The organism is Carnobacterium pleistocenium FTR1, assembly GCF_000744285.1.
Lineage (GTDB): Bacteria > Bacillota > Bacilli > Lactobacillales > Carnobacteriaceae > Carnobacterium_B > Carnobacterium_B pleistocenium.
In genome coordinates, this window is the sequence record NZ_JQLQ01000002.1 from 709,887 (window position 1) to 728,321 (window position 18,435).

At 35.0% G+C, this 18,435-nt stretch carries 17 protein-coding genes and 1 riboswitch; of the genes, 11 read left to right on the top strand and 6 right to left on the bottom strand.

Going from position 1 to position 18,435, the window contains the following annotated elements:
* The first annotated feature begins 57 nt into the window (after positions 1 to 57).
* The 4 genes from BP17_RS03630 to gorA all read left to right on the top strand — a co-directional run bounded on the left by BP17_RS03630 (position 58) and on the right by gorA (position 6,327).
* Positions 58 to 2,103, top strand: a complete 2,046-nt coding sequence (locus tag BP17_RS03630) for a glycosyltransferase family 4 protein (protein WP_035051754.1) — start codon at positions 58 to 60, stop codon at positions 2,101 to 2,103.
* Positions 2,093 to 3,397 (top strand): glycosyltransferase, encoded by a 1,305-nt coding sequence (locus tag BP17_RS03635; protein ID WP_035051757.1) that lies wholly within the window; start codon positions 2,093 to 2,095, stop codon positions 3,395 to 3,397. Before BP17_RS03630 ends, BP17_RS03635 begins: the two co-directional genes overlap by 11 nt.
* Positions 3,398 to 3,475: 78 nt before the next feature.
* Positions 3,476 to 4,819: a uracil-xanthine permease family protein gene (locus tag BP17_RS03640; RefSeq protein WP_084676253.1), complete on the top strand. Its 1,344-nt coding sequence runs from the start codon at positions 3,476 to 3,478 to the stop codon at positions 4,817 to 4,819.
* Between the two features lie 155 nt (positions 4,820 to 4,974).
* Complete coding sequence (gene gorA / locus BP17_RS03645; RefSeq protein WP_035051760.1) at positions 4,975 to 6,327, top strand: glutathione-disulfide reductase; 1,353 nt, start codon at positions 4,975 to 4,977, stop codon at positions 6,325 to 6,327.
* Between the two features lie 313 nt (positions 6,328 to 6,640).
* Here the strand turns inward: gorA and BP17_RS03650 are convergent, their stop codons facing one another.
* The gene (locus BP17_RS03650) at positions 6,641 to 6,868 is read right to left on the bottom strand and encodes a hypothetical protein (protein WP_035051763.1); all 228 of its coding nucleotides are present in this window, start codon (positions 6,866 to 6,868) and stop codon (positions 6,641 to 6,643) included.
* Between the two features lie 349 nt (positions 6,869 to 7,217).
* Positions 7,218 to 7,318, top strand: a riboswitch (purine riboswitch).
* Between the two features lie 168 nt (positions 7,319 to 7,486).
* Here BP17_RS03650 and BP17_RS03655 point away from each other — a divergent pair.
* Together BP17_RS03655 and BP17_RS03660 are read left to right on the top strand one after the other, a co-directional pair.
* Positions 7,487 to 8,947, top strand: a complete 1,461-nt coding sequence (locus tag BP17_RS03655; protein ID WP_035051766.1) for an NCS2 family permease — start codon at positions 7,487 to 7,489, stop codon at positions 8,945 to 8,947.
* 707 nt (positions 8,948 to 9,654) lie between these two features.
* A complete protein-coding gene (locus BP17_RS03660; RefSeq protein WP_035051768.1) occupies positions 9,655 to 10,131 on the top strand; it encodes an AI-2E family transporter in 477 nt (158 codons plus the stop codon).
* Positions 10,132 to 10,261: 130 nt separating this feature from the next.
* On the opposite strand, the gene BP17_RS03665 is transcribed toward BP17_RS03660, so the two are convergent.
* Together BP17_RS03665 and BP17_RS03670 are read right to left on the bottom strand one after the other, a co-directional pair.
* Positions 10,262 to 11,011, bottom strand: a complete 750-nt coding sequence (locus tag BP17_RS03665; protein ID WP_035051770.1) for an NAD-dependent epimerase/dehydratase family protein — start codon at positions 11,009 to 11,011, stop codon at positions 10,262 to 10,264.
* A 123-nt stretch (positions 11,012 to 11,134) separates the two neighbouring features.
* Complete coding sequence (locus BP17_RS03670; RefSeq protein WP_035051771.1) at positions 11,135 to 11,332, bottom strand: CsbD family protein; 198 nt, start codon at positions 11,330 to 11,332, stop codon at positions 11,135 to 11,137.
* Between the two features lie 251 nt (positions 11,333 to 11,583).
* Between BP17_RS03670 and tsaB the strand changes: the two genes are divergently transcribed.
* From tsaB to tsaD, 4 genes are read left to right on the top strand one after another with little or no spacing between them, the layout of a single operon-like run.
* Complete coding sequence (gene tsaB / locus BP17_RS03675) at positions 11,584 to 12,306, top strand: tRNA (adenosine(37)-N6)-threonylcarbamoyltransferase complex dimerization subunit type 1 TsaB (RefSeq protein WP_035051773.1); 723 nt, start codon at positions 11,584 to 11,586, stop codon at positions 12,304 to 12,306.
* Entirely contained in the window at positions 12,290 to 12,865 is a 576-nt protein-coding gene (gene rimI, locus BP17_RS03680) for a ribosomal protein S18-alanine N-acetyltransferase (RefSeq protein ID WP_051910436.1), read from the top strand. The genes tsaB and rimI (BP17_RS03680) overlap by 17 nt, the downstream gene beginning before the upstream one ends.
* On the top strand, positions 12,862 to 13,350 hold the full coding sequence (rimI, locus tag BP17_RS03685) for a ribosomal protein S18-alanine N-acetyltransferase (protein ID WP_051910437.1): 489 nt from the start codon (positions 12,862 to 12,864) through the stop codon (positions 13,348 to 13,350). Before rimI (BP17_RS03680) ends, rimI (BP17_RS03685) begins: the two co-directional genes overlap by 4 nt.
* Positions 13,351 to 13,379: 29 nt before the next feature.
* Positions 13,380 to 14,399: a tRNA (adenosine(37)-N6)-threonylcarbamoyltransferase complex transferase subunit TsaD gene (gene tsaD, locus BP17_RS03690; protein WP_035051775.1), complete on the top strand. Its 1,020-nt coding sequence runs from the start codon at positions 13,380 to 13,382 to the stop codon at positions 14,397 to 14,399.
* 45 nt (positions 14,400 to 14,444) lie between these two features.
* Here the strand turns inward: tsaD and BP17_RS03695 are convergent, their stop codons facing one another.
* A complete protein-coding gene (locus BP17_RS03695; RefSeq protein ID WP_035051778.1) occupies positions 14,445 to 16,394 on the bottom strand; it encodes an ABC-F family ATP-binding cassette domain-containing protein in 1,950 nt (649 codons plus the stop codon).
* A gap of 327 nt (positions 16,395 to 16,721) precedes the next feature.
* On the opposite strand from BP17_RS03695, the gene BP17_RS03700 reads away from it, so the two are divergent.
* Positions 16,722 to 17,363 carry a redox-sensing transcriptional repressor Rex gene (locus BP17_RS03700; RefSeq protein WP_035051780.1) on the top strand — a complete coding sequence of 214 codons (642 nt, stop codon included), beginning with the start codon at positions 16,722 to 16,724 and terminating at the stop codon, positions 17,361 to 17,363.
* A 25-nt stretch (positions 17,364 to 17,388) separates the two neighbouring features.
* Here the strand turns inward: BP17_RS03700 and BP17_RS13255 are convergent, their stop codons facing one another.
* Positions 17,389 to 17,616 carry a DUF4305 domain-containing protein gene (locus BP17_RS13255; RefSeq protein WP_084676255.1) on the bottom strand — a complete coding sequence of 76 codons (228 nt, stop codon included), beginning with the start codon at positions 17,614 to 17,616 and terminating at the stop codon, positions 17,389 to 17,391.
* 8 nt (positions 17,617 to 17,624) lie between these two features.
* Positions 17,625 to 18,281 carry a CPBP family intramembrane glutamic endopeptidase gene (locus BP17_RS03705; protein WP_035051782.1) on the bottom strand — a complete coding sequence of 219 codons (657 nt, stop codon included), beginning with the start codon at positions 18,279 to 18,281 and terminating at the stop codon, positions 17,625 to 17,627.
* Positions 18,282 to 18,435: the final 154 nt, after the last annotated feature.

Here is an 18,435-nt window from a genome sequence, read left to right on the forward strand (position 1 = left end):
ATATAAATATTTGAATGAATAAAATGAGTGCGATTTCTTTTAGAAAGGTGGTAAACCATGAATAAGTTTATTGAATTAAGAAATAATTATTTTGCCAAAGAACAGGATTCTTCATTCCCTTTATATTTTTTGAAAAAATATCAAAAAGAGAATCTTGTGGATATGTTAAAATCAGAAACAGTTTTAAATCAGTTTAAAGAAATTATGCAATTCGCTACAAAAAAAGAGATAACAGAGAGCGAAATTGTTAAAAGTCTTGCTTATTTAGGCCAAAATGATTACTTGGATCGGTATATAGTAAAGTTAGTTGTGGAGAACCATCTTCTTCTTACCAAAGAAGGTTTTGATAAAGCAGTGATTGAGCATTTGTCTAAAGAAAAAACAGGTGAAGCCATCGTTTACGCTTTAGTGGATAGTTGCATTGAATGCGATAGGGATATATTGACTAAAGAAATGTTGGATAATTTATTGAAATACCACATAAAGCAGTTGGATGTTTTCTCGATAATAATAGACTATCTGTATCATTTTAAAGTAGCAGGATTCGAGTCAGCTATATACGAGTGGCTGAAAGAAGAATTTCCAATTAATATTAAGATACAACTGATAGATTTATTGGTAGAACTTTATTCATTCGAAAAACTAAAGCAGGAAAATATTGAAAATTTACTTCCTTTTCAAGCAAACAAAAAATTATTTAGTGACTATATGGCTATTCTCAACAAGGAACAGCTCGTTAAACATAATGGGCTGACGATTTTACAATCAATGTTTTATGGTGATTTTGAAAACAGTGGAAAAGGCAACAATGGAGGAATGGCGGTATTTTTGAAGTCGCTAGGCAATGAATTATCTAATGCAGATGAAGTCTCGCTAGTCGTAACATTAACGATCACAAATGAATGGGCACCGAATCAATCCCTTATGAATTATTACTCTGATGATCATTTGTTTTTGAGAGCTCCTATTTATATCGATGCAACAAATAAAGATCCTTTTTTGAAAAAAGAACAACTTATTAAACGAGCTATTGGTAGATTCCTAAAAAAATTAGAGATTGAACCGGACATTTTTCATGTGCGCTATTTAGATAATGCGTCTAAAGCAGTAGCGCTTTTAAGTAAGCAATTAGATAAAAAATTAGTTTTTACTTTAACACCGGATCCACATCGGAATATGACCAACGCTGATGGAACGTTAAAAATTTTTGATGCTAATGAATTTTTTCAAAAGCTAAATAAAATAAAAATAGGTGACGAATTAATTTCTGAAAGTGATCAAATAGTTGGAATAGGGAATCATGCAGTGGGAAAAGAATTAGAATCTTATTTCCCACAATTACTTAAAGAAGATAAAAAAGAAACACTGTGGATGATTAGTGAAGGAATAAAGGCAGATGAAAATTTAGAAAAGGTGGATGAGCAATTAGATCGCTACAAAGAATTAAAAGGAATCAATTTAAAAAAGAAATTCTTTGACAGACCTATCATTCTAAATGTGGGTAGATTAGAACAATTGAAATCGCAAGATGAGTTGTTAAAGGCATGGGGGAATTCGAGTATTTCAGATGTGTACAATTTACTGTTGATTGGTGGCGATTTAGAAAATCCTAGTAAAGACGAAATGAAGATGATTCATTCGTTTGAAGAATACCTTACTGAACAGCCACATCTAAGAGATAGATTTCAGCATGTGGGTGCTTTATCAAATGAAAAAATAAGAATCATTGAAAAGGAAATCATGAAGCATCAAGGAAATTACCCACAAATTTATCTTTGTTCAAGTAAAAAAGAAGAGTTTGGGATAGCTATTTTAGAAGCCCTATCACAAAAGTTCTTAGTATTGGGACCAGAAAGAGGCGGCGTAAAAAGTTATTTGGAAAATGATATCAATGGATTTCTAATTGATACCTCTAATTGGCAAACTATTGCTGAAGAAACAGAAATAATTATTCAGCAATTTAAAAATAATCCGATAGCTTTTGAAAAGATACAAAATGCTGGAGAGAAAACAGTTAAAGACCGTTTTTCTATGAAAGAAATAGCTAAAGAGTTTTTATTATTTTATGTATCTTTAGAAAGGAAAGAAGTAAATGAGTACTAAACATCTGTTTTTTATAAGTCCTCCGTTTTATTCTCATTTCACTCCTCTTTTAGTTCTTGCAAAGAGTTTTAAAAAACTTGGAAAAGAAGTGACATTTGGATGTAGCAGTGAGTTCAGGGAGCAAGTCGAACAAGCAAATTTATCTTTTTATGAGATTGATATCAGTAAAAATAAAAATGTTGGCAAAGCTGAAATCACGAAACAGCCTGATTCAGAAAAAGATAGATTAGATGAATTTTTTGAATCAACAAGAAAAGGAGCTATTGAAACGCTCATTACACAGTCTAAGCATAGGAAAAAAGATATGCTGTATAAGCCAGAAGAACTTGTTTCGAAAATCAAGAAAATAGCTGATTCTTTAGAGGTCGATTTATATGTGGTGGATATTTTATCTTATGGAGTCACTTTAGGATTGTATACTTTAGACCTTCCTTTTGTAACATTTTGCCCACCGCATCCACGAACGATTCCATTAAAGAATGAGAACTATGGTGTGCCTAAGAATTGGCCTACTGCTATACCCGTGGATCAAAAAAAATTAGCGGAGTTAAAACAAGTTTCGAAAGACACTCAAAACGAATTTACAACAATTTTTAATACCATGATAGAAGAAAGTTCGAGTGATCGTAAACAAATTGAAAATGCGTTTAGTTTAGTTTCAGATAAAGCAATCCTTTACAATTATTTTGATTTTGATTCGATTGAGGATACTAACCAGCTACCCAATAAAATCTTTATGGGCAATTGTTTTGAAGAAGAGTCATTAAATAATGAATGGCTAAACAAGATAAATGGTAAACAGAATAAAATATTAATCACTTTAGGAACATTCTTATCCAATCGAGTAGATGTACTTGAAAAATTAATAAGCGGCTCAATGAAAGCTTATCCAGATTCACTTTTGATTGTTTCAGCAGGAAGCAATGCTGAAAAATTAAGCGAATACCGCTCTGATTCTGTTATCATTGAAGAATTTATTCCACAAAAAGCTCTAATGCCTTATATGAATAATGTTATTTTCCACGGAGGTTGCAATACCTTTACAGAGGCACTGTATTATGGCAAACCAATGATTATTTTACCCTTTTCAAGCGATCAATTTAATATTGCCTATGATTGTGAAAAAAGACAGTTAGCTGAAATACTTGATCCGAACACGTTCACAGAAGAAGAATTACTGGAAGCTCTTTTAAAAATAAACAATCAAGATAATAAAGAAATAGCGTACTGGAGCAAAATTTCTCAAGATAGAGGACCAGATTTTGCAGTTAAACAATTAATAAAAAACATTTAAATGGATAAAATGTTGGAGTGATCTGACAAAACTAAGCGGTAAGCGTGCGCTATGATTATAAATTAGGAGCTGATTAGAATGAATTTTCTTTCTTCGATGAAAAGAAATGAACCCGTTAATAGAAGCAAGTTTGATGTAGATGGTATTCCCCCCTTGAGAGAAGCTGTTCCACTAGGGTTGCAACACATTTTCGCCATGTTTTTAGGCAATATAGCTGTTCCGATAATTGTAGCAAAAGTAGTTGGGATTTCTGGTAATGACTTAACCGTGCTAGTCCAAAGTGCAATGGTTATGGCTGGAGTAGCAACGTTAATACAGTGTTATCCCATCTGGAGAGTGGGAGCTAAACTTCCTGTTGTAATGGGAACCAGTTTTGGTTTCTTACCAACGAATATTTCAATCGCTAGTGGATACGGAATCTCTGGTTTATTAGGAGCTACATTCGTCGGAGGGCTCTTTTGTGCTGGATTAGGATTTATTTTAAAACCCTTGAGACGTTTTTTTCCAAAAGTGGTTACGGGAACAGTCGTGTTGACGATTGGTTTATCCTTACTTCCAACTGGTATTCAGGCTATGGCTGGTGGAAATGGGTCTGAAACATTTGGTTCAATGAAAAATTGGTCAGTATCTTTGTTTGTTATGTTTGTAGTTTTACTTTTAAATCAATTTGGTAAAGGTATGGCTAAAACATCATCAATTTTAATTGCTATCGTGATAGGTTATATCGTGGCAGTTGCTCTTAACATGGTAGAGTTTGGCCCTATTAGAGAAGCTTCGTGGTTTTCATTGCCTCAACCTTTTTATTTCCCGTTGACGTTTCACTGGGGAGCAATCGCACCTATGTTAATTATGTTTGTCGTTACAGCAGTAGAAACAGTTGGAGATGTTACCGCAATAACGATGGGTGGATCAGATAGAGAGCCAACAGATAAAGAACTATCTGGATCTATCATAGCGAACGGAGTGACTTCTACTTTAGCATCTATGTTTAATTCTTTACCGAACACCTCTTTCAGTCAAAATGTAGGGATGATTTCTTTTACTAAGATGATGAGTCGGTATATTGTAGCAGTTGGATCTGTCTTTTTAATAGCTGCTGGGTTGGTGCCTAAATTTGGGGCAATGATTTCTACTTTACCTCAAGCTGTTATCGGTGGGGCTTCCATTGTCATCTTTTCCCAAATTACACTAACAGGAATTAGTATACTAACTGCAGAGCCTTTAACGGATCGCTCAAAAGTGATTATTGGTCTTTCTTTAGTATTTGGATTAGGATTGACCCAAGTTCCTGAAGCTATGGCTGGTTTACCAGATTTGGTAGCAATTTTATTTGGAGAGTCAGCTATTGTGATAGCTTGTTTAGTGGCTTTGGTTTTGAATATTATTATGCCAGCTGAACCCGTAGCAAAGGCTGACATTTAAATACTTAACTAACTATTAAATACATTTTAAAAAATAAGTTAAGTACCTTAAAGAATAAGTACACTAACAAAAGAAACTTGCAAAACCTTCTTCTTTCTTTGTAACTAATAAATTGCTATACTTAAGTAAGCATATGAAAGAAAGTAGGAGATAAAATGGTCGAGAAATATGATTATATTGCTATCGGTGGCGGAAGTGGTGGAATAGCTTCTATCAATCGTGCAGGAAAGCACGGGGCTAAAGGCGCGTTAATAGAAAGCAATGTTATCGGTGGAACATGTGTCAATGTAGGCTGTGTACCTAAAAAAATCATGTGGCACGGTGCACAAATGATGGAAGAAATGAACTTATATGCTCCTGGTTATGGAATTGACATACCTTCTAAAAATTTGAACTTTTCCAAGTTAGTTAAAAACAGAGAAACTTTTATTGAACGATTACACGGTAGTTACAAGAATGGTTTAGCTAGTAATGCCGTTGATTTAATAGACGGCTATGCGAAGTTTATTGATAATAATACTGTTGAAGTAAATGGGGAACAATATACGGCAGATCACATTTTAATTGCAACAGGTGGACGACCTGAATTTCCAACCATTCCAGGAGCTGAATACGGCATAGATTCGGATGGCTTTTTTGAACTAACAGAATTGCCAAAACGAACAGCTATCGTAGGAGCAGGTTACATTGCAGTAGAATTAGCAGGCGTATTACATGGATTAGGATCCGATACGCATCTATTTGTTCGCCAACATGCACCATTAAGAAATTTTGATTCGATCATCGTTGAGGGAATACTCGAAACAATGGAACGAGAAGGAGCTACTCTTCATACGTATGCGACTCCTAAAAAAGTAGAAAAGAATGATGATGGTAGCCTGACTCTTTATTTAGAAGATGGAACAACTCACGAAACAGATACACTCATTTGGGCAATCGGCCGTAAGCCAAACACAGAAAATTTAAATTTAGAAGTGACGGATGTTAAAGTTAATGATGGCGGATATATTGTTGTTGATGAATTACAAAATACAACAGCAACAGGTATATATGCCATCGGAGATGTAACCGGCCGTATTGAATTAACACCAGTTGCGATTGCAGCAGGAAGACGCCTTTCAGAGCGTTTATTCAATTGTAAACCATTAGAGCATTTAGATTATGATAATATACCAACAGTTGTTTTTACTCACCCACCAATTGGGACAGTAGGTATGACTGAAGAACAAGCCGTTGATAAGTTTGGTAAATTGCACATAAAAACATATGAGTCAAGATTTACTGCTATGCACAGTTCTATTACAGAAAATAGACAAAAGACTTATATGAAATTAGTTTGTTATGGACCAGAAGAAAAAGTTGTTGGCCTCCACGGAATGGGAGCAGGAATGGATGAAATGCTTCAAGGTTTCGCTGTAGCCATTAAAATGGGCGCGACTAAAGCTGATTTTGATAACACGGTAGCTATCCATCCTACTGGAGCTGAAGAATTCGTTACAATGACTTAATTAAGTTAGAAATAATTCCTTTTTTGAAACTTACTTTTCCATCATGGAAGAGTAAGTTTTTTTTGCTTCGCTTGTTCGTCAAAGTTGATTTGACGGTGAAGTGAGTCTCTCTTTTGGTTCTACTTGTTCGTCAAAAGTCGTTTCATGGAAGAGTGGCACCTCAAGTAATCAAAAAAGCCAGGAAAATTAGTCAAAACAAAGAAAACGCACTCTGATTATGATGATTTACCTCATCAAATCAGCGTGCGTTTTCTAAAGAGCATTTATCTAATAGCATTTTTTAAGAAAGTAAGTTTTAAAGCACTGAAACAAATCAGTACCAAGAACCATCAGGTGTATAGTGAAAGATCGTCCCATTTTTGAAAGTGATAGAAACAAAATTTTGTTTAGAATCGTCATCGATCTCAATAATATTATCGACCGCATACTCAGGTGGATTCTGTAATGTTTCCATGTGACGAGCGTAAACTAAACTAAGAACCTGTAATTGTTCTTCATCTAAATCGGAATAGCCTTTGACTTGAGTTAATTGTGATAACATAACAATCCCTCCTAATGACGTATCTCTTATTTCCTAATTATACTATCAATCAAAAATAAAATAAAAAAAAGTGACTCAAGATCCTTTGTTTTCACTAATACGATATTGATAAGGTAGCTTCACAAAAATTACGCGTAACCCCATTTTTCATGACTGCTGTAATGAGTAAGAGAGTACTTGTATAAAAAGAGAGCGTTTAACAATTAAAAACAAATAAGAGAATATACAGCTAAATTACTCGATAATGCTAGATATATCTGCTTTCTCAATAGAAAACACGAACTATCTAACGAATAAATTGTTGTAATATCATTTTTTTGTTGTTTTTCAGAAAAATATCTTTTATAATAAACTAGCAATGTTTAGAACCGAATATAATTAAGCGATATGGGCTTTAAGTTTCTACCGGACACCGTAAATGTTCAGACTATTGGTTTTAAATAAACTTGTTTTTGGTTTATTTAGAGATACATTAGAAGCATTTAGAATAACTGTGATTTTTTATATTGATTTTTTTGCAATCATAGCTCAATAAGCAGTTAGGTAGAAAAACTGAAACTCGATTGATTTAAGTATAACGGTTCACTTTGTAATATAAAAAAGTGGGGAACTAATAAAATGGAAAATTTTTTCAAACTGAAAGAAAATGGAACGACAGTAACTACTGAAATCATGGCAGGGCTGACAACTTTCTTCGCAATGTCTTATATTATTTTTGTTAACCCAGCAATTCTTTCTTTAACAGGTATGCCTACGCAAGCCGTTTTCTTATCTACTATCATAGCGGCTACTGTTGGTACGTTAGTAATGGGGTTATTTGCAAATGTACCTTATGCGCAAGCTCCAGGTATGGGATTAAATGCATTCTTCACGTATACAGTTGTTTTTGCATTAGGTTTTTCATGGCAAGAAGCTTTAGCAATGGTCTTTATCTGTGGAATAGTTAATGTTCTAATTACAGTAACAAAAATACGTAAATCAATTATTCATTCCATTCCAGAAAGTCTACAACATGCTATTAGTGCTGGAATCGGTGTTTTTGTTGCTTATATTGGAATCAAAAATGCTGGTTTTCTTCAGTTTACTTCTGAACCTGGAAATATCCAAGCCATCAATAATGCACCTTTTGATGCAACAGGTTCTTACGCTGAAGGTATTTCAAGTGTTATAACGGGTGGAGGAATTGTTCCTGCACTAGTTAGTTTTACAAGTCCAGGAGCTTTATTAGCCTTGATAGGTTTAATCATTACTACGATTTTACTAATAAGAAATGTTAAAGGAGCTATTTTGATTGGGATCATCGTTACAACCATTATTGGAATTCCAATGGGCGTTGTTGACGTATCGGTCGTATCTAATCCGGCTAATTCATTAGGAAACGCTTTTTCTGAGTTAGGAACAACTTTTGGTGCTGCATTCGGTAATGAAGGAATGATTTCATTATTTACAGATGTAGCACGCTTACCATTAGTCATCATGACGGTTTTTGCTTTTAGTTTATCTGATATATTTGACACGATTGGAACTTTCATTGGAACTGGTCGAAAAACAGGTATCTTTAGTGCAGAAGATGAACTTGCGCTAGATAACAGTACTGGATTCAAAACAAAAATGGACAAAGCATTATTTGCAGATGCAATCGCAACTTCTGCAGGAGCTCTTTTTGGAACATCTAATACAACGACTTATGTTGAAAGTGCAGCTGGTATCGCTGCTGGTGGAAGAACAGGTTTAACAAGTGTAGTGGTAGCTGTATTGTTTTTATTGACAAGCCTATTCTCACCATTTGTAGCTCTTGTGCCAACTCAAGCAACCTCTGCTTCTTTAATCTTAGTAGGTGTGATGATGATGTCATCGTTTTTAGAAATCAATTGGGAAAATCTTGAAGAAGCTATCCCAGCATTTTTTGCTTCAATTTTTATGGGGCTATCATATAGCATTTCATATGGTATTGCTGCTGGATTTATCTTCTATGTGATCGTTAAGGTAGCTAAAGGAAAAATAAAAGATATTCACCCCGTTTTATGGGTATCAACAGGATTGTTTGTTCTTAATTTCATAATCATGGCTTTCATTTAAAAGAAGTATGACAGAAAAAGATTTAGATCTGCTTTTGGAATACAGTATAAACTAAATAGTCAGCTATGTAAAAATCATCTTGATCTAAGTAGGGGAACCTGAATTGGTCAAGGTGTTTTTTTGTTGATTTATAAAGACTACGAGTCAAATGATGTGGCTGCTTCAAGATAAAATTTTTCTGGAATGTACGGGTTTGCTTGTGGAAAGCCATGGGAACGTCTGTAAGTGTCATTCTAAAACGTGTTCCAAGCAGACCCAACGTGCACTTTGTCATGACTGTAGTTGCTTCAGCTACGTACAGGCATGATACACTTAGGCGTAGCCTACATGCTTTCGCAAGGTGGTCGGTGACCATCCTGCGCTTATTCGTTCCAGTTGCCCTAGCTCTTGTGGCTTTAGCCACATTAGAGATAAGGTATGAGTTAGAAGATTTCGGGTCTGAACGCTTTTAGTCACACTCTCTTCAAACAAATCGTAATCGCGCTAAAGCGCAAACGTTTTGTAATTCTTATTGAATCCAGTTCACGGCTACAAGCAACCCCTATTCCTCCAGTAATTTTGGAACGAGTTATTTAATTCATTTATTTAGCCATACCAGAAATTATACAGCCTATTCTTTATGATTTAGAAAATACTTCTCAAGTTGGATTGCAAAATTTGAAACTTCTTGTACAATAAATAAAATGAACGGAAAGTAGGGAATAGAAATGGATGATTTAAAAGAGATATTAGATAAATCAATCAAAGGAATCAAAGGTTATTTTAAAGCAGAATTAAAATTGGCTACACTGACTTTTGTTCTGCTATGTATCGGATTTTATATTATAGGAATCGATTATTGGGGAATCAAAGCATTAGGCATTGCTATAGTGGACATTATCCCGATAGTAGGAAGTGGTATTATCATGATTCCGTGGGCACTTATCCACTTTTTGATGGGGAATACAACTATTGCTTGGCAAATAGGCCTAGTGTATATCGTGATCACTGTGATTCGCCAAATCGCTGAGCCGTTTGTTACTGGAAGAGAAATTGGGGTAAGGCCTCTTTATACATTTATTGTAACGGCTGTATGCATGCTTATTTTTGGACCCCTAGGAGCATTAGTAGGAGCAGCGGCAGCAATTGTTATAAAGGCTGTTTATGAAGTGAAAATGATTCGAGAAAGTGATCTGAATGAATAGGATCATCAAAAAGATGACATTGTTTCTCTAACTGTACAATATTTGGTGTGGATGAAGAAATTCAGTCACACCAATTTTTTATACCAAAAATAAAATCCATTCATCCCAGAAGACTTTTTACCAATAAATATTAGTCTTCATTAAAATAACCATGCAGCTTAAAGCCATCATCTTTAGGTTGATAGCCAATATCTACTCTAGCTTGATCGATATCTAAACGCGGAAAAGTGTTATTTGAAAGTCCATTGACTAGTAAGAAAGGTTCTTTTAAAGTCGCGGATAAACAACAGTCAATAAGATGGCACATATCTCTCCCTGATAAGTAATTCGCCATTGCTTCGGGTGTATTCATCGCAGGCAAATCGTCATTTTTAAAGTCACCAATTCGAAGACCAATGGATTCTAACCCAGTTGTAAAAGCATAATGACTAGCTAATCCTTCTAAATATACTTTGGATACACCATATAGATCAGCAGGCCGAACGGGATCATTTGTAGCAATCTGTACATTTTGAGGATAAGCGTCAACAGCATGAATCGAACTGGCAAAAATGATCCGCTTGACGGAATCAGTTTTTGAAGCCTCAAGGTAAAGATTATGTGGAAGTTGATAATTTAACGGTAAAAGACTAGCATAAAATTCTGCTTCTGGGCTAGGATCTCCAGCTAATTGAATGACATATTCAATCCCATCCAATAAACCATGCCAATTATCTAAAACAGATAGATCTAATTCTTTTGTTTGGGTATCTTTTACAAATTCTTTATCAGAATCAGAAAATGCAACATCAACTAATGTCAAATGATGTTTCTTTTTTAAATGAGTCGTTAGTACTTTGCCAATTCTTCCTTTCGCTCCAGTAATCAAAATTCTAGCCATATTATGTCCTCCTTAGTAAAGTGAATGTATAATAAATAGTGTTGCTACTTCAAATTAAAGTCAGTTAAGTGAAAAAAGAGTACCACGTTAGCAGTACTCTTAAGGGGAAAACAAAGTTAATGATTATTTGTCGTCTTTGTCGTTTAATTTCTCTTTTGTTTTACCGACTGTTTTTTCAACTTCGCCTTTAGCTTTTTGAGCTTTACCTTCGGCTTGTTTGCTATGATCGTTTGTAGCATCACCATAAGAATCTTTAGCTTCGCCAACAATCTTATCTTTAATACCTTTAGCTTTATCTTTCATTCCGTTATCTTTGTCCATGTGTATTTCCTCCTATGAAACTAAATTTTTTTACAGTGGTCATTTTCCTGTCCAAATAGTACATCATTACAATAACTATCTGGAAATGAAATAGGAATCGTCTTACAAATAAAGCATAACTTGTTGGAAATTAAAAATCAACTGATACGCTTTCAAAAGAACATTCGAAATTAGACAGTTAAGTTTTCACGAGATATGTGCTAAAATAAAATTATCATAATGGACTAGTCGTATAAAAAAAGGAGCTTTTCATGAAGTTATTGGCAATAGACACTTCTAATCAAGCAATGAGTATTGCAGTATTAGAGGATCAAAAAGTTATCGGAGAAATCACAACAAATATCAAACGCAATCATAGCGAACGCTTAATGCCAGCTATTGATGACTTGATGAAAGATGTACAATGGCAACCTAGTGAACTAGACCGAATAGTAGTAGCTAAAGGACCTGGTTCCTATACAGGATTACGAATTGGTGTAACGATTGCCAAAACGTTAGCGTGGACTCTAGGAATCGAGTTAGTAGGAATTTCGAGTCTGGAAATGTTAGCTGGAAATTGTGAAGCTTCATCACACTATCTTGTCCCTTTATTTGATGCTCGTCGAAGCAATATTTATACAGGTTTATATCAATGGCAGAATGGGAAATTGATTCAAATCGAAGCAGATAAGCATATTGCAGCAGAACAATGGGCTAAATATTTAAGTGGAAAAGAAGGAACATTCGAATTGATTGGAGAAGACCGTTTCTTATACAAAGACATATTTGAACGTTATCTAACGAACCGGGTGTATGAAGCGCCACTAAAAGACCATCTTCCTAAAGCGAGTGTATTAGGGTTATTAGGTTTAACAGGAGAGCCTGTTGATGCTCACACGTTTACGCCTGATTACTTGAAATTGGCAGAAGCGGAGGAAAATTGGCGCAAAGAACACCCAGATCAACTGGAGGAAGTTTATGTTGAAAAAATTTAAGCAATGGTTTAGTAATGAAGAAATAGATGAATTTAGTCAAATAATCCATAGTAAGAATTTGGCTAAGCGCTCAAGACTAGCAAAAGAAACCGTTCAGTTGAGTGATGGTTCTTTCTTAAAAGTATCAATTGGATCCGTACTAGATATTCCCGATATTCTAGAAATAGAAACTCTTTGCTACAATGGTAAAGCTCCGTGGAATAAAAAAGCGTTAGAACAAGAAATCAAGCATAATACTAACGCTATTTACCTGATTGTTCGAGAGTCGAATAAAGCAGTTGGATTCGTTAGTGCTTGGTTAGTAGAAGAGGAAACTCATATTACAAACGTAGCAGTCATTCCAAACTACCAAAAGCGAGGTATTGCTACGTTCTTGATTACTGAATTACAAAAAATTTCGCAGTATGAAGGTATGAATAAGATTAGTTTAGAAGTTCGTGTTTCAAATGGAAAGGCTCAACGACTATATAACAGACTAGGGTTTCAAAATGGGAAAATAAAAAAGGACTACTATACTGGTGATCGCGAAGATGCGCTGGAAATGAGTAAGTTTTTATGAGGAATCAACTGGTGGATAACGATCCTACAAATGAAGAAATTGTTTTTTTGTTCAATCAAAGCACAAATTTAACTGAACATGAATTATTCCATTTGGCTGAAGGTAGTTATCCGAATGGAAGCCCTTGGTCTATTAAAGCGTATAAAAGTGAATTGACCGGAACGTATAATGAATATGGAATTGCTCTGAAACAAGGGAAAAAAGTTGGCTTTATTGGATACACACAGCTTTTTGATGAAGCAGAAATAACAACATTTGGCATTTTAAAACCATTTAATAATCAAGGAATCGGTCAATTATTTTTACAATCACTTCTAGCGTTTTTAGAAGGTGAAGAAATAAAAGTAGTGTTTTTAGAAGTTCGAGAGCAGAATAAATCGGCTATTGCCATATATGAAAAATTAGGTTTTAAAACGATTGCTGTTCGCAAAAACTATTACCATGATCCGATAGAACATGCCTTGATGATGCAATTGAATATGTAAAAAGAGTCTATTAAAGAAAGAGTGAAACCATGTCTATAAAAAGAAATTTAATTTTAGCGGTTGAATCTAGTTGTGATGAAACCAGTGTAGCTGTGGTTGAAGATGGTACTATTGTTCATTCAAATATCATTGCATCACAAATAAAAAGCCATATGCGTTTTGGGGGCGTAGTACCTGAAATCGCCAGTCGGCATCATGTTGAACAGATCACCCAATGTATTGAAGAAGCTCTACTGGAAGCTGAAGTTGCCTATCAAGACCTTTCAGCAGTAGCTGTTACTCAAGGACCTGGATTAGTAGGTGCCCTTTTGATTGGGGTCAATGCAGCTAAAGCTGTTGCCTATGCCCATCAGTTACCCTTGATTGCTGTTGATCACATGGCGGGTCATATTTATGCTAATCGATTGGTTAAACCGCTTGTTTTTCCGCTTCTAGCATTGGTTGTTAGTGGAGGACATACTGAGTTGGTTTACATGAAAGAAGATGGCGACTATACGATTATTGGAGAAACAAGAGACGACGCGGCAGGAGAAGCATACGATAAAGTTGGACGAGTATTAGGATTAGCTTATCCAGGTGGAAAGAAAATTGATGAGATGGCTCAGCTTGGAGAAGATACATATCATTTTCCAAGAGCTATGATGAAAGAACCTAATTATGATTTTAGTTTCAGTGGCTTAAAAAGTTCTTTTATCAACACCGTTCATAATGCCAATCAAAAAGGCGAACCATTAAATGACATCAATTTAGCAACTAGTTTTCAAGCAAGCGTTATCGACGTCTTAGTTTCTAAAACACTGAGAGCGACTAAAGAATTTGAAGTGAAACAGTTACTTTTAGCAGGTGGGGTAGCTGCAAACAAAGGCTTACGTGATGCCCTTACGAAAGTTATGGCTGAAGAATTGCCAGATGTAGCATTAGTTATTCCACCATTGTCGCTGTGCGGGGATAATGCAGCTATGATTGGAGCAGCCGCATTCGTTCAGTATCAAAAAAATCAATTCTCAAATTATGCATTGAATGCTAGACCTGGCTTAACCTTTAATTAAAAACAAAAAGGAAATTGGATTAATCATCCAATTTCCTTTTTCTATTTATTGGTTTAATTCTTCAAGTTTCAAACTTTTCTCTTCCCACTCACTCACTAGAGTATCTAGTTTCTCTTGAGCAGCAGTCATTTCTTCGTTCAGTTCTTGTACACGTAGGTGATCCCCAAATACCTCTGGATCAATCAATTGTTTTTCACAATTGGTAATAACCGTTTCAAGATTATCCATTTCTATTTCAATCGTTTCAATGCGACGTGTAAGTTGACGAAGTATTTTTTGTTCAGCTTTATTGTTTTCTCGATTCGCTTTGACTGTTGGAACAGATTCAATTTTAGTTTTCTTAGTAGTTTCAGCCTCAGCTAGTAAGCGCAACTCTTCTTGTTCAGCCTTTTTTTCAATATAATAGTCGTAATCCCCTAAATAAAGGGTACTGCCATTCTCAGAGAGCTCAATAACGGTTGTCGCGATCCGGTTAATAAAGTAGCGGTCATGGGAAACAAACAACAGTGTCCCGTCAAAATCAATTAAGGCATTTTCTAAAACTTCTTTACTATCGATATCCAAATGATTCGTAGGCTCATCTAGCATCAGAAAATTATCTTTATTCATTGCTAACTTAGCTAAAGCCAAACGTGCTTTTTCGCCACCACTCAGTGAAGAAACAGCTTTTTCTACATCTTCGCCAGAGAACAAGAAACTGCCTAAAATAGAACGAATGTCTTTTTCAGGAGTCGTTTGATGCGCGTCCCAAAGTTCTGCTAAAACCGATTTAGTCGAATTCAAATCTGATTGTTCTTGGTCATAGTATCCCAATAAAACATTCGTACCGCTTTGTTTTTCACCTTGAATCAATGGAAGTTGTCCAATAAGTGACTTCAATAAAGTTGATTTTCCAATTCCGTTAGGTCCGACTAATGCAATCGAATCATATTTTCGAACATCTATATTAACAGGACTAGATAAAATAGTGTCGTCATATCCAATCGCACCGTTAGACAAGTTTAAAACGGCATTGCCACTTTCTTTTTCTGCTTCAAAAGAGAAGCGGGCTGATTTTTCGTCTCCTTGAGGCCTACCGATTCGGTCTATTTTTTCTAACTGCTTGCGTCTACTTTGAGCACGTTTTGTGGTTGATGCACGGACTAAATTTCGGCTAACGAAATCTTCTAACTTAGCAATTTCGCCTTGTTGTTTTTCGAATTCTTTCCATTCTTGTTCCAATTGTGTAGCTTTCAAATCCAAATATCTTGAATAGTTTCCTTTATAATGAGTGATTTTTTTACGACTGATTTCATAAACCTCATTTACAACCTTGTCTAGGAAGTAACGGTCATGAGAAACAATCAATAATGCTCCATCATAAGACTGCAAATAGTTCTCCAGCCAGCTTAACGTTTCGATATCCAAATGATTCGTAGGCTCATCAAGAATCAATAAGTCTTTCTTTTCGAGTAGTAGTTTTGCTAAAGCTAAACGCGTTTTTTGACCACCTGAAAGTTGACTGATAAGTTTAGTATAATCTTCTTCGAAAAAACGAAAACCATGTAAAACAGAACGGACCTCAGCTTGATATCCGAAGCCATTTTCTTCGCGAAAGCGATTTTGAATATGATCATAGCGGTTTAGAGTTGCGTGATAAAGTTCTTCATTTGACAGCAGATCGGGATCTCCAAGCTGCTTCTCAATTGTGTGCATGTCTTGTTCAAGTTGAATGACCGATTCAAAAACCGTTAACATTTCATCCCAAATAGTTCTTTCAGAAGCCAAACCAGTATTTTGAGCTAAATAGCCAATACTAACTTGTTTTCCTTTAACGATTTTTCCTGCATCAGGCTGCTCTATATTAGCAATCATTTTTAAAAGCGTTGATTTTCCTGTGCCATTTCTTCCAACTAAAGCAATACGGGAGCTTTCTTGGATTTCTAAATAAATATTTTCAAACAATACATCTGCTCCGAAATAACGGGCGACGTGTTGTGCTTGTAATAGAATCATAGTCTTGGTCCTCATTTCATCATTCTCAGTAATAGTTTAGCATAGATTTAGGTCTAGGGAAATTATAATCCGCTAAAAGCTAACTTTTAAGAAGCGGATTCACAAAGCTTCTTGTGAATTTTGGTAATATACTAATTGTAAGTATACATGAAAATATGAGATTTTAAAAAAAATACTAGTATTATAATAGGAAAATGATATAATAAAAACGTTCACTATGGAAAGATTGTGAAATAAAATTTATGATGATTTGTTTGTGAAAAAAAACAGCAGATCAATTGAAGAAATTTAAATTTATGGCTGTATGGCTGATGGAGGAAAAAAAGAATGGTAGAAAAGAAAATACCCAATGCAACGGCTAGGCGACTGCCGATTTATTATCGCTATTTGCGATTCTTACATGATTCCGGAAAAGTGCGTGTCTCTTCAACTGAATTGAGTGAAGCTATCAAAGTGGATAGTGCAACGATTCGAAGAGATTTCTCTTATTTTGGTGCTCTAGGAAAAAGAGGATACGGATACGATGTTGAAGATTTAATGAATTTCTTTAGCAAAACACTTAAGCAAGATCAGTTAACAAATGTCGCATTGATTGGGGTAGGGAACTTAGGCCGTGCTTTACTAAACTACAATTTCCATCAAAGCAATAATATGCGGATCAGTGCAGCTTTTGATGTGAAAGAAGAAATCGTAGGCACTATTTTAAGTGGGGTCCCTATTTACCATATGGACGATATGATTGAACAATTAAAGGTTCAACAAATTGAAATTGTTATTATCACTATCCCCTCAACTGTAGCGCAAGAGATAGCTGATCGATTAGTTGAAGCGAATGTAAGAGGGATCTTGAACTTTACGCCTTTTAGAATCTCTGTACCAGACAGTGTCAGAGTTCAAAATGTTGATTTAACAAATGAACTACAAACATTGATTTACTTCATTGATCATTACAAACCAACAGAAGAATAATTGAATAAAAAAGGAAACAAACTGTTTAAGGTTTGTTTCCTTTTTTTAGTTTGTAGTAAACTTCAAGTACTTTTGAAGCCCTAATAAAATAACTTGTAGAGAATAGGACATAAAGTATGGAAAAGAATGTCCAACCGGAGTTGTTTACAGAATCAATAGCAAACCAGATAAATACTCCCGACATCAAGTAGCTAAGGATGATTTGTATTATAAAATTACGATTTTTTATCAAATGAAAATTCCTTTCTAACATTCAGTGATTCACCATAAAAGGGCCACTAACATAACTAACGTGTTCATAGCAATGTGGGTAATAATTGGGGTAGCAATATTTTTTGTCTTACTATAGAGGAAACAAAAAACAAAAGACATAGCAGAGTAAAGTAAGATATGTCCATCAAAATGCATAAAAGCAAAGATAAGCGAACTAATCACTGCTGCACCTATACCACCTGTAAGGTCATACAAGAAGCCAAAAATCACTTTTCTAAAAACGAATTCTTCCATGATTGGTCCCATAATGGAAACAATGATCATATAAATAGGATAACTTTCTACGATCACAAGAATATTTTGTGTATTAGCAGAGTCAACTGGAAGTCCCAATAGTAGAATTTCAATAATATTTGCGATATATTGCGTTAAAAGAACTAGAGGTATCCCAACAATGATTCCCCAATAAAGGACTCTTTTTAAAGGTACGGATGGACTTAAGGTTAGAGAATTTCGGATGGTCGACTTCCGATTAAGTAGAAGCATAGCAATGGCTCCTATAGAAAAGCTAACTATCGTTCCATAAATCGAAGCTTCCGTTTGGAAATCTTTCGGAGCTGCAAGAAGAATAACTACCGGTAAAAATTGAGCAAGTAGATAAAAGAGTATAATTAAAATCGATGTGTGACTAGCGAGTTTTTTCACTGTAATCAAACCCTTCTTTTCAAGATTAATGATTCTTATTTTATAGAGCTATAAAATAACTTTAGGAGAAAAGCTCCCTGATAAAGTAACAAGAACCAACAAAAATTTTATACAAACTGAAAATAACTTCGCTTTCTAGTATACCATAAAAGAA